The following is a 12448-nucleotide window of genomic DNA, read 5'->3' as shown; positions in this document are numbered from 1 at the left end:
TCACGGCGTTCGCCGCTGTCCGTTCCGCCGCGAGCGCCTCACCCCTCGGTATCGACTCTCGCAAGGTTTGCGGCGTCGAGCGCTTCGGCGGAGACGCGGATAGGGCCCCGCATCCCGACGAACCGTTCGATTTGCACAATCTTGCGTTCTTTTGCGTCAAGCGCAATAGCGTTGTTTTGCCAAATTCTGGCCCGTTAGCGGTAACTTTCGTTCCAAATCGCGTGTTGTGGCATTTTTGGAACGATGGAATGCCGATTGGGGTCTTGCAGGGAGTCAGGATTTACGCAATTCTTGCGTAAATTCCGAGGGCGCAGGGATGACACTGGTTCCCGCGATGTGCGTGCAAGCTTTGCCCCGTCCGACCCGAGGCGGGGACCTTCGGCTATTCGACCGCCGCGGGCTCTGGTTCGCGGCTCGGACCGCGGCCGGGATCGCGAATGGCCAGGGCGCTGACCGCCGCCAGAAGGAAGGCGCCCGCCGCCAAGCCCAGGGCCTGGATCGCCTCGCCCTTGAACAGGCGCCCGACCACCGGCCCCAGCACGGTGGCGGCGATCAGCTGGGGCAGCACCAGGAACAGGTTATGGATGCCCATATAGACGCCCATCTTGTGCGCCGGCACGGCGCTGGCCAGCATGGCGTAGGGGGCCGACAGGATCGAGGCCCAGGCGATGCCGATGCCGACGATCGGGATCCACAGCAGGGCCGGGTCGTCGATCAGCACGAAGCCCGCGAAGCCCAGGGCGCCCATGGCCAGGCACAGGGCGTGGCTGGCCCGCAGGCCGATCCGCGCCGCCAGGGCCGGCAGCAGCAGGGCCACCAGGGCCGCCACCCCGTTGTAGCCGGCGAACAGCACCCCCACCCAGTCGGCGCCCTGGTTGTAGGCGGCCGAGGCCGGATCGGTCGCGCCGTAGTGGCGGGCGGTCACCGCCGGCGTGGTGTAGATCCACATGGCGAACAGGCCGAACCAGGTGAAGAACTGCACCACCGCCAGGCGGATCAGCACCTGGGGCATGTGCAGCATGTCCTCGACCACTTCCAGCAGGCCCAGCGAGGCGCGGCCCTGGCGCCGCAGCCAGGTGGCGGCCAGCTGGGCGGCGCCGAACGCCGTGGCGAAGCCGGCCAGCACGTAGATCTCGCGCGCCCAGTCGCTGATGAAGGCCAGGGCGCAGGCGACCAGGCCGGCGATGGTCCACAGCGCTCCGCTCTTGAGCATCAGGGCCGCGCCCTCGAGGCTGGGCGTGCGGTGGTCGGGCGGGACGCGCGCGCCGTCGGCCAGGGTCTCGGGCGGATGCTCGCGGGTGGTGAAGACCGTCCACATCACCGCCGCCAGCAGGGTCAGTCCGCCCACATAGAAGGCGACATGGACCGAGCGCGGCAGATGGCCCGGGGCGGCCTGGCCCGAGACGCCGAACCAGTGGGTCAGAGCCCAGGGCAGGGCCGAGGCGAACACCGCCCCCGCGCCGATGAAGAACACCTGCATGGCGAAGCCGGTGGTGCGCTGATCCTCGGGCAGGCTGTCGGCGACGAACGCCCGGAACGGCTCCATGGCGACATTGATCGAGGCGCTGAGCACCCACAGCATCAGGCTGGCGGTCAGCACGCTGGACGCGTTGGGCATCAGGAACAGCGACACCGCCGTCAGGATCGAGCCGTAGAACAGATAGGGCCGCCGCCGGCCGAGCCGGCCCCAGGTGCGGTCGCTCAAATGGCCGATGATCGGCTGGACCAGCAGGCCGGTGGCCGGCGCCGCGATCCACAGAATCGCCAGCTCGTTGACGTCGGCGCCCAGGGTCTGGAAGATCCGGCTGGTGTTGACGTTCTGCAGTCCCCAGACGATCTGGACCCCGAACAGACCGCAACACATGTTCCAGATTTGCGAGAAGGACAGTCGCGCCTTGGTCATGCGGCGCGGGTCCAGCGTCGGCCAGTAAAGTATTGGCGGGCGAAGTCCTGGCGCTTGCCTTGCAAAACAATCCCTTCAGTGCGCTAAAGGTGGCGAACTTGGCTTTTTCAATATCTGGACGCAATGGGCAGCGGTAGCAACAACAGCACCACGCTGGACGATCTGGCGAAGCTGTCGGGTGTCTCCGCGTCCACGGTCTCGCGGGCCCTCAACGACCATCCGTCCATCAGCACCCGCACCAAGCAGCGGATCTGGGCGCTGGCCAAGGAGCACGACTATCCGTTCCGCCGCTACATGCCGGCGGGGCCGATCGGCGCGGAAGGCTCGATCGCCATCGTCACGCCGCGCACCCACGGCCGCCCCCTGCCGCTGTCGCACCCGTTCTTCCTGGAACTGCTGGCCAGCATCGGCGAGGCGGCGCGCGACCGCGGCTGCGACTTCACGGTCAGCCACACCTCGCCGGCCAGCTACGACGACTTGCTGACGGTCACCACCACCAGCCGCGCCGACGGCGTGATCTTCCTGGGCCAGAGCAACCTGCACGAAGCCTTCAACCAATTGGCGGGCGCCGATGCGCGGTTCGCGGTCTGGGGGGCCCAGTTGCCGGGTCAGAAGTACTGCTCGATCGGCTCGGACAACCTGCTGGGCGGGCGGCGGGCGACGGCGCACCTGGCGCGGCTGGGCCGCAACCGCATCGTCTTCCTGGGCGAGACCGAGCCGGAAGCCATGCAACGCCGCGCCGGTTATCTGGAGGCTCTCAAGGAGAGCGGGCTCGAGGCCGACCCGGCCCTGATCTGTCCGGTCGATTTCGAGCTGGAGTCGGCCGAGGCCGCGGTCAACACCCTGGTGCGGCGCAAGGTCGACTTCGACGCGATCTTCGCCTCCAGCGACCTGATCGCCCTGGGCGCCATCCGCGCCTTGCGCCGGGCCGGCATGCGCGTGCCCGAGGACGTCTCGGTGGTCGGCTATGACGACATGCTGCTGAGCCGCCTGTCCACGCCGGCGCTGAGCACCATCAAGCAGGACACCTACAAAGCCGGCCGCCTGCTGGTGGCCCGGGTGCTGGACGCCGCCGGCGACCATCGCCCAGAACGGCTGTCGACCGACCTGATCGTGCGGGAGTCCTGCGGGGCGTAGGGACAGGGTCTCCTTCCTCAACGACCGTCATTCCCGCCCTTGTGGCGGGAACCCCTCCCTCCGCCGCAAGTGCGGATGTGTGGCGCGCCAGCGCGCCAAGGCGCTTCACCGTCAGCTGAACCAGGGGTTCCCGCCACAAGGGCGGGAATGACGGTCGGGATAGGTGATGCTCTATTCACTAATATCATAAAATGAATTGACGTTACAGAATGTGGGATTAGCGTCACGGTCAAGATGATGGTCCGTCCAAGGGCCGAGCCGTCGCGACCGGACGGCGGGGAAGGAGCGCCTCATGCCGACACGTCGTGATGTGATAATGCAGGCCGCCCTCGCCGGGGCCCTGGCGGCGCCGGCCGCCTCGCTGGCCGCCGCCCAGCCCCTCGTCCCAGGCAAGAAGCCCCCGCCCCCGACCGAAGCGGTGTGGATCGACGGCAAGCCGCCGGCCCTGAACGCCGGCCAGACCTGGGGCGTGCCGTGGCCGCAGGGGGCGCTCAACCGCAAGCAGACCTTCCGCGCCAAGTCGGCGGACGGCTCGGCCGTGGCCCTGCAGACCTGGCCGCTGGCCTACTGGCCCGACGGCTCGCTGAAGTGGACGGCCCACGCGGTCGGCGCGGGCGAGATCGGCGAACGCCTGACGATCGAGCCCGGCAAGGTGGGTCCGGACGCTTCCGGCGCCGGCGCGCCCGGCGTCCGCGTCACCGAGAGCGCGGCGGCCGTCGAGGTCTCGACCGGCCCGGCCACCTGGCGCTTCCCTCGCGCCGGCTCGGCCCTGATCGCCTCGGCCACCCGGGGCGGCCGCGAGGTGCTGCGCAACGTCCGCCTGGTCCTGCGGACCCAGGACACGCCCGAGATCGACCAGACCCCGGTGGCCCGCAAGACCTTTGAAAGCACCCTGGACAAGGTGACGGTCGAACAGTCCGGCCCGGTCCGCGCGGTGATCCGCGTCGAGGGCCGCCACAAGAGCGGAGACCGCGCCTGGGCCCCGTTCATCGTGCGGTTCTACGCCTATGCCGGGGCGGACTCGCTGCGGATGATGCACACCTTCATCTTCGACGGCGACGCGGCCAAGGATTTCATCTGCGGCCTGGGCGTCACCGCCGACGTGCCGATGACTGACGAACTGTACGACCGCCATGTCCGCTTCACCGGCCAGGACGAGGGCCAGAACACTGGACTGTGGGCCGAAGCCGTAAAGCCGCTGACCGGCCTGCGTCGCGATGCAGGCAAGGCGTTCCGCGACGCCCAGATCGCCGGCCGCAAGACCCCGCCCGTCGACCGGATGCCCGCCCCGGTCCGCGCCGGCCTGCACCTGATCCCCGACTGGGGCGACTTCCTGCTGTCGCAGCCGACGGCCGACGGCTTCACGATCCGCAAGCGCACCGCGCCCGGCCATGGCTGGATCCACGCCGACGGCGGCCGGCGGGCCAGCGGCGTGGCCTATGTCGGCGGCGCGGCCGGCGGGGCGGCGATCGGCCTGGGCAATTTCTGGCGCGCCCCGCCGACCGCCCTGGAGATTCGAAACGCGGCCGGCGAGGTCGCGCAGTTGACCGCCTGGCTGTGGTCGCCCGACGCCCCGGTGATGGACACCCGCTTCTATCACGACGGCCTGGGCATGGAGACCCACGCCCAGGAGACCGAAGGCCTCAACATCACCTACGAGGACTACGAAAAGAACTGGGGCACGCCCACCGGCGTGGCCCGCACCACCGAACTGCGGCTGTGGGCCCTAGATACGACCCCGGCCCGCGAGCGCTTCCCGCTGATGGCCCAGCTGAACGACAGGCCGCCCCGGCTGATGGCGACGCCCGAGCGGATCCACGCCGCCGGCGTGCTGGGCGCCTGGAGCCTGCCCGACCGGGGCACGCCGGTGAAGGCCCGGATCGAGGACCGCCAGGACCAGCTGCTGAACTACTATCTCGGCCAGATCGAGCAGCGCCGCTGGTACGGCTTCTGGGACTATGGCGACGTCATGCACAGCTACGACGTCGACCGCCACGTCTGGCGCTACGACATCGGCGGCTTCGCCTGGGACAATTCCGAGCTGTCGACCGACCTGTGGCTGTGGCTGAGCTTCCTGCGCGGCGGCCGAGCCGACGTGTTCCGGATGGCCGAGGCCATGACCCGCCACACCGGCGAGGTCGACGTCTATCACGTCGGACCCTACCGAGGGCTGGGCACCCGACACGGCGTGCAGCACTGGGGCGACAGCTCCAAGCAGCCCCGGGTCAGCAACGCCATCTACCGGCGCATCTACTACTACCTGACCGCCGACGAACGGGTCGGCGACCTGATGCGCGACCTGCTCGACGGCGACGAGGCCCTGACCCGGGTCAACATCGGTCGCAAGCTGCAGAACGACACCTGGCCCAAGGGCGAGGTCCGCGCCTCGTTCGGCACCGACTGGAGCTCGCTGTGCGGGGCCTGGTTCACCGAATGGGAGCGCACCGGCGACCCGCGCTGGCGCGACCGCATCGTGGCCGGCATGAAGACCATCGCGGCCCTGCAACGCCAGTGGTTCGCCGGCAGCGCCGCCTATGACGTCAAGACCGGCAAGTTCTCGGGGACCGGCGACCGCCTGGGGGTCTCGCACCTGAACGCGGCGTTCGGCGCGCCCGAGATCCATGTCGAGATGCTGGCCCTGATCCGCGAGCCCGCCTACGACAAAGCCTGGCTGGACTATTGCCGCTGGTACAATGCCTCGCGCGACGAACAGGCGGCCCAGTTCGGCCAGCCGCTGGGCGGCAACGGCCTGCGCCAGGGGCACTCGCGGCTGACGGCGTACGCCGCCTGGCGCCTGGGCGACAAGGCGCTGGCCGAACGGGCGTGGAAGGAGTTCTTCGGCCGGGGCGTGGTCGAGGACCTGAACCTGTCGACCGCCACCAAACACTTCGCCGGGCCCGACGTGCTCAACCCCGTCGACGAAGCCGCCGGGGTCACCACCAACGGCACGGCGCAATGGGGCCTGGCGGCGATCATGAACCTGGCGCTGGTGTCGGAGGCGTTGCCGGCGAGCGCGTAGGCGGCGGCTAGATCAGTCCCTCCCCCTGTGGGGGAGGCGATCGCGAAGCGATCGGTGGGGGGAGTATCAGGATCGAAGGTTCGGGTTCTTGCGCCTGCCGATCACTCCCCCCTCCGTCGCCCCGCGGGCGACACCTCCTCCACCGGGGGGAGGGACTACCCGCCGATACACGCCCGAAACATTCCATCCGCCTCGCGCGACCCAGCTTATCGACGTCGATACCGAGGGGTCATCCCGGAGCCATGGCGGCGCTCTAGCCAGGGACGGCACGCATCACAGGCCGTCCATGTCCCGCAAACTCCTCGCCTCGGCCGCCTTGGCCCCCCTGCTGCTCTGCGCCGGGAGGGCCGACGCCGAAACCCAGGTGACGAGCAGTTCGCGCACCACGCCGGTCGCCACCTCGACGGCCAACGCCGGAGCCGCCGACGACGTCACGATCACCAGCGACGGCGTGATCACCCTCTCCGAGGCAGGCGCGATCGCCACGCTCGACAGCGACAACATCCTGACCAACAACGGCGGGCTAAAGAGCGTCGGCGTCTCGGACTCGATCGGCGTTCTGGTGCTGGGCGGCCATGCGGGGACGCTGCTCAACAGCGCCACGATCAGCTTGACCGAGGACTACGACTACACCGATGACGACGACGACGGCGACTATGACGGCCCGTTCGCCAAGGGCTCGGGTCGCTACGGCGTACGGCTGACGGGGACCGATCCGTTCGTCGGCACGATCACCAACGACTCGACCGGCGTGATCACCATCGAGGGCAACGACTCGGCGGGCGTCAGTCTGGAGGCGCCCCTGACCGGCTCGCTGGTCCACGGCGGCTCGATCAACGTGGTCGGCGACCGCGGCTATGGGATCCACACCATCGGGACGATCAGCGGCGGCCTGACCAGCACCGGCTCGATCAGCGTGGTCGGCGCCGGGTCCGTCGGCCTGGCGGTCGACGGCGACGTCGGCGGCGCGGTCGTCATCCAGGGCTCGGTCTACTCCACCGGCTACCGGGCCACCTCGCGCTATTCCGATCCGGACGACGAGGCCCTGCTCGACGCCGACGACCTGCTGCAGGGCGGCGGAGGCGTGAGGATCACGGCCGACGTGGCCGGCGGTCTGCTGCTGGACGCCCCGCCCACCGACACCAACGACGACACCTCCGACGACGAGGACGGCGACGGAACCACCGACAGCAGCGAGGGCACGGCCTCGATCACCGCCTACGGCTCGGCCCCGGCCCTGCTGATCGGCTCGGACGACCGAGCCGTGACCCTGGGCGCGGTCGGAACCGGCGACGACGCCTACGGCCTGATCATCAAGGGTTCGGTGACGGCGGCGGGCGTCCATGACGGGATCAGCGCCACGGGCCTGCAGCTGGGCGGCGACGCCGGTCAGGCGACGATCATCACCGGCGGGGTCAGGCTGAGCGGCGCGATCTCGGCCAGCGCCTACGAAGGCGACGCGGTCGGCCTGAAGCTGAACGCCGGCGCGGCGGCCGACACGCTGTGGAACACCGGCGCGATCGGCGCCTCGGTCGCGGGCGACACCGCCGTCACCGCCAAGGCCGTCAGCATCGCCGCCGGCGCCAGCATGACCAGCGTCACCAACGCCGGAGCGATCTCCGCCACCGTCGCCGGCGAGGGCGGCTCGTCCTACGCGATCATCGACGACAGTGGCGGCCTGAAGACCATCACCAACAGCGGCACGATCGCGGCCTATGTCTACGCCACCGACGACGCCTACGACACCGACGACGACGACACCGACGCCAGCAACGAGACGGTCACCGGCGTGGCCACGGCCATCGACGTCTCGAAGAACACCACCGGCGTGACCATCGTCCAGAGCGGGGTCGACGACGGCGACGACGGCGACGACGGCGTGGCCGACGCCGATGCGGACGGCGACGGCGTGGACGACGGCGACGAACCGCTGATCCGCGGCCGGGTGGTGCTGGGCTCGGGCGCCGACAGCCTGTCGATCCTGAACGGCGGCCTGATCGGCGACGTCTGGTTCGGCGACGGCGCCGACACCCTGGCTCTCGACGGCACGGGCTACATGATCGGCGCGCTGCACGACAACGACGGCCTGCTGGACATCAGGATCGGCAACGGCTCGCTGGGCCTGACCAACCTGGAGACCATCAAGGCCACCAGCCTGACGCTCGGCGCCGACAGCGTCCTGGTCTTCACCGTCGACCCCACGGCCGGGACCCAGACCAAGCTGGTGGTCGACACCGCCACGGTCGAGACCGGCGCCTCGCTGGGCCTGAACTTCAAGAGCCTGCTGACGGCTCCGACCACCTACACGGTGATCCAGGCCGGCAGCCTGAACGCCGGGACGATCAACCAGGATCTGCTGGGCCACACGGCCTACATGTACGTCGCCAACGCCTACGCCACGGGAACCGAGGTCGACATCGACGTGCGGCGACGCACGGCGGCCGAGGCCGCGATGTCGACCAGCCAGGCCAGCGCCTATGACGCGGTGTTCGCGGCCCTTTCGAACGACACCGACATCGCCGGCGCCTTCCTGAACCAGAGCAGCCGCGACGGCTTCTTCGGCCTGTACGACCAGATGCTGCCCAGCCAGGGCGAGGGCCTGTTCGCGGCCCTGCAGACCGTGCAGCAGCAGATCTCGGCGGCCACCGCCCACCGGCCGGACATCGGCGAACGCTACGGGCCCGACAGCGTCTGGCTGCAGGAGATCAACGCCCTGGTCCGCCGCGAGGACGGCGACACCCAGGGCTCCGACACCCAGGCCCTGGGCATGGTCGCCGGTTACGAGGCGATGGGCGAGGCCGGCGGAGCGCTGGGCGTCACCCTGGCGGCGGTCAGCCTGGAAGAACACGACACGGTCGCCAAGCTGGGCGAGAAGACCACCGCCTCGATCCTGCAGGCCGGGCTCTACTGGCGCCGGTCGGTCGGGGGCTGGCGGTTCAACCTGGGCGGCGGGGCCGGCTACAGCCGCTTCAACGGCGACCGCGGCCTCGTCAGCGCCGACATCGACGGCGACGGCGCGGCGGATGTCAGCCTGACCAACACCGCCGCCTGGAACGGCCTGGTCGCCAACGCCTTCGCCGGCCTGGCCTACGAGGCCCGGCTGGGCGAGGTCTATCTGCGGCCCGAGGCGCGGCTCGACTATGTCTGGCTGTGGGAGGGCGAGCGCCGGGAGCACGGCGGCGGCGCGGGTTTCGACCTGACCGTGGCGTCACTCGAGGCCGACAACCTCAGCGGCGACCTCGGCCTGGTGGTGGGCCGGCAGTACGGCAAGGACGTCTGGGTGCGGCCCGAGCTGCGGGTCGGCTACCGCCGGACCCTGGCCGGCGCGATGGGCGACACCCTCGCCAGCTTCGCCGGCGGCGCGCCCTTCACCCTGGCGGCCGCCAACGACAAGGAGGGCGCGGTGACCCTGGGCTTCGCGTTGCGCGCCGGCTCGGCCCTGTCCTATGTCGCCCTGGAAGGCGGGGCCGAGGCTTCGCGCAAGCAGACCAAGTACAGCGCGCGCCTGACCGGAAGGGCGATGTTCTGACCGTGGACAAGCGCATCCTCATCCTCGACGGCGATCCCGTCGCCCGCCACGACATGAGGGGCCTGCTGGCCGGCTACGGCCTGGCGACGCTGGGGGCCGGCAGCGCCCGCGAGATGGAGCAGATCCTGCGCGAGACCCAGGTCAACCTGGTGATGCTGGACATGATGCTGCCCGACGCCTCGGGTCTTTCCGTTTGTTCGCGCCTGCTCAGCCTGCCCTCGCCGCCGGCGATCATGGTGGTCTCGGGCGCCGGCGAGGAGTGCGACGTGGTGGTCGGGTTGGAATTCGGGGCCGACGACTATGTGATCAAGCCCTATCGCCCGCGCGAGTTGCTGGCCCGGGTCAGGGCGGTGCTGCGCCGCCACGACGACACGCGTCTCGACGAGCCGGCCCGCGAGGCGTGGGCCGCCTATTGTTTCGACGGCTGGCGGCTGAACGTCGCCACCCAGGACCTGTTCGATCCCCGCGGTTGCGCCGTCCCGCTGTCGACCGCCGAGTTCCTGGTGCTGTGGGCCCTGGTCGACCGGCCCAACCAGGTGCTGACCCGCGACGAGCTGCGCCAGGGTCCGCCCGACGCCCACGCCCGACCCGCGCCCCAGCAGGTCAACGTCGCCGTCAGCCGTCTGCGGAGCAAGCTCGACCGCATCGACGGCGGCGCCCACCTGATCCGCACCGTCCGCCACGTCGGCTACATCTTCGCGGCCCGCGTGGACCGGGTGCAGGACTGAGATGCCCGCGCCGCTACGCCGCCGCGCGCGCCGGCCGATACTGGGCCGCGTCGGTGACGTATTCGGCGTGGCCATAGCGGGCCAGCAGCTTTCGCACCCGGCGCACCAGGACCGCGTTGGCCACGTCGCGCAGGCCCGGCGCCTTGTCGGCGGCGCGGAAGGCCATCATCCGCGCGATCACCCCCAGGGCCACGGCGGCGAAGACCAGGCGGTCGCCCGCCCCGACCTCGACCCCCATCCGCGCCGCCGCCGCCTGGTCGCCGTTCATGAAGTGGCGCAGGAAGAAGGCCTTGGCGAAGCGGCGCTCGATGCGATCGTGCAGGCGGTTGGCGGGCGAGCGGTCCGGCGGCAGGTAGGCGGCCAGGGTGGCGCGGACCAGGGCGCCGCAGGTCTCGTCGTCGAAACCCTGGCGCAGGGTGGTGTTGCGGGCGGTCATGATCCGCACCACCCCTTCGGGCGTATCGGCCAGCAGGTCCTGCGGCAGGCCCAGCAGGAAGCAGCGGTAACGCGCCAACTCGACCCTGGCCCGCTCCTCGGCCGTGAAATGGCGGCGGCCCTGGCGCAGGATCTTGAAGGCCATCAGGAACACCGGGATCAGGCCGGCCGGCATCTGGTCGACCTGGGGGATCGGCACGCCGTAGACCGACACGTCCCAGCGCCCCGAACGGATGGCGTTGAACCGCACCATCGAGTGCATCAGCCGCACCATGGCCGCCGCCTTGAACCCCGCGCCGTGGCGTTCCAGCGCGCCGGGCAGGACGGTGGTGGCGAAGAAGGTGGCCGTCTCGTTGACCCGCCGCGCGGCGGTGTCGTTGCTCAGGGTCCCGGTCAGGGCCATGGGCAGGGCCGAGTACTTGTTGAGGAACGTGGCCACGAAGGCGCCCCGGATCGCGAACGGCGCCAGGTGGGCCGTGGCGTTGAGGTCCAGCCGCGCCCCCTCGCGCACCAGGTCCATGTCGACCCAGTCGGGCGTGGCCTCCATGTCGGCGATGAAGGCCAGGAGCTGGGGCGGCGCCTCGACCACCGCCTCCACGCCCTGTTCGCAGGCCGTGGTCAGCATGTCGATCAGCCGGCGGAAGCCATACTTGGGGATCAGGGCGGCGTAGGCGTCGGCCACGATGTCGCCCAGCATGGTGTAGGCGCGCACCCGGTCCAGATCGTCCTGACTGACGCTCACCCCCAGCGGGGCGCGATCGCGGACCACCGCCTTGGACGCGTCTTCGGTGAAGCGTTCGGGCGTGGCGTCGAAGTCCATGTTTCCATACAGCGCCGGCAGCAGCGTCTTCTGCGACGCCACCCTGGCGCGCACCTGTTCGATCGAGAGGCTCATCGGCCCTCCTTGCTCACGGATCCGGCGCGAAAGGCGTTCCGGCGGATCCTGGCGTCGACCCGTAGGTTATGTAAGCATTGCTCATATTCCTACTCGCCTTCCCGCTCGCGGAGGGGCGGACGCGAAGGGGCGTCGCAAGTGGCTGAAAGACAACGCAGAACGCCGCGCCAGGCCCGGGCGGGGTCGACGATCGACGCCATCCTGGACGCGACCTTTCAACTTCTCGAGGCCGAAGGCGTCGAGCGGCTGACCACCAACCACATCGCCGCCAGGGCCGGGGTCAGCATCGGCACGCTGTACCAGTACTTTGGGAGCAAGCAGGACATCCTGGCGCTCATCGCCCAGCGCCGGGCCGAGACCGTGCGCGACGCCATCGCCGAGACGGTGATCGCCCGGCCGGAGCTGGGCAGCGTGCGGACGATCGTGCGGGCCCTGATGCACGGGTTCGAAGGCTCGCCCGCCACGCGCCAGGTGCTATTCGACGCCCTGTTCCACCAAGCCGACGACGGCATGCTGGCCCGCCACCACCAGGTCTTCCTGGCCTCGATCACCGGCAAGGCGCGGCTGGAAGTCGAGCTGAGCAACGAGTCGGCCTTCGTCCTGACGCACGCGGCGATCGGCCTGCTGCGCGCGGCCGCCGCCGAACCCGAACTGGGCCTGGACCCGATGGTGCTGGAGGACGAACTGGTGCGGCTGATGGAGGCCTATGTCGCGGCCCTGGCGACGCTCCAGGCCGGACGGCGGACCAAGCCATGACCCCGAGGCGGGCGCGACGCTTCGGGCGTCATGGCGAAGGTCCAGG

7 protein-coding genes are annotated in these 12448 nt (G+C 70.2%); 5 read left to right on the top strand and 2 right to left on the bottom strand.

From position 1 onward, the window contains the following. Positions 1-382: 382 nt before the first annotated feature. Complete coding sequence (locus ASD38_RS05160) at positions 383-1903, bottom strand: MFS transporter (RefSeq protein ID WP_056435023.1); 1521 nt, start codon at positions 1901-1903, stop codon at positions 383-385. Between the two features lie 123 nt (positions 1904-2026). Between ASD38_RS05160 and ASD38_RS05155 the strand changes: the two genes are divergently transcribed. The 4 genes from ASD38_RS05155 to ASD38_RS05140 all read left to right on the top strand — a co-directional run bounded on the left by ASD38_RS05155 (position 2027) and on the right by ASD38_RS05140 (position 10316). After that, positions 2027-3040: a LacI family DNA-binding transcriptional regulator gene (locus ASD38_RS05155; RefSeq protein ID WP_056435024.1), complete on the top strand. Its 1014-nt coding sequence runs from the start codon at positions 2027-2029 to the stop codon at positions 3038-3040. A gap of 316 nt (positions 3041-3356) precedes the next feature. Next, on the top strand, positions 3357-6059 hold the full coding sequence (locus ASD38_RS05150; protein ID WP_156390571.1) for an exo-rhamnogalacturonan lyase family protein: 2703 nt from the start codon (positions 3357-3359) through the stop codon (positions 6057-6059). 286 nt (positions 6060-6345) lie between these two features. Further along, a complete protein-coding gene (locus ASD38_RS05145; protein WP_056458127.1) occupies positions 6346-9588 on the top strand; it encodes an autotransporter outer membrane beta-barrel domain-containing protein in 3243 nt (1080 codons plus the stop codon). Between the two features lie 2 nt (positions 9589-9590). Beyond that, positions 9591-10316, top strand: coding sequence for a response regulator (locus ASD38_RS05140; RefSeq protein WP_056458124.1), 726 nt, complete (start codon positions 9591-9593; stop codon positions 10314-10316). 13 nt (positions 10317-10329) lie between these two features. Here ASD38_RS05140 and ASD38_RS05135 read toward each other — a convergent pair whose 3' ends face one another. Beyond that, positions 10330-11646, bottom strand: a complete 1317-nt coding sequence (locus ASD38_RS05135; protein ID WP_056458121.1) for an oxygenase MpaB family protein — start codon at positions 11644-11646, stop codon at positions 10330-10332. Positions 11647-11784: 138 nt separating this feature from the next. Between ASD38_RS05135 and ASD38_RS05130 the strand changes: the two genes are divergently transcribed. Continuing rightward, positions 11785-12402: a TetR/AcrR family transcriptional regulator gene (locus ASD38_RS05130; protein WP_056458118.1), complete on the top strand. Its 618-nt coding sequence runs from the start codon at positions 11785-11787 to the stop codon at positions 12400-12402. The last annotated feature ends 46 nt before the right edge of the window (positions 12403-12448 follow it).

This window comes from Caulobacter sp. Root487D2Y, assembly GCF_001427165.1.
Classification (GTDB): Bacteria; Pseudomonadota; Alphaproteobacteria; order Caulobacterales; family Caulobacteraceae; genus Caulobacter.
This window is presented reverse-complemented; position numbering and strand designations above follow the sequence as displayed.

Bases quoted from the DNA above. Each gene is read 5' to 3' on its own strand.
- ASD38_RS05155 (WP_056435024.1), top strand. From the start codon at position 2,027: ATGGGCAGCGGTAGCAACAACAGCACCACGCTGGACGATCTGGCGAAG.
- ASD38_RS05150 (WP_156390571.1), top strand. From the start codon at position 3,357: ATGCAGGCCGCCCTCGCCGGGGCCCTGGCGGCGCCGGCCGCCTCGCTG.
- ASD38_RS05145 (WP_056458127.1), top strand. From the start codon at position 6,346: ATGTCCCGCAAACTCCTCGCCTCGGCCGCCTTGGCCCCCCTGCTGCTC.
- ASD38_RS05135 (WP_056458121.1), bottom strand. From the start codon at position 11,646: ATGAGCCTCTCGATCGAACAGGTGCGCGCCAGGGTGGCGTCGCAGAAG.
- ASD38_RS05160 (WP_056435023.1), bottom strand. From the start codon at position 1,903: ATGACCAAGGCGCGACTGTCCTTCTCGCAAATCTGGAACATGTGTTGC.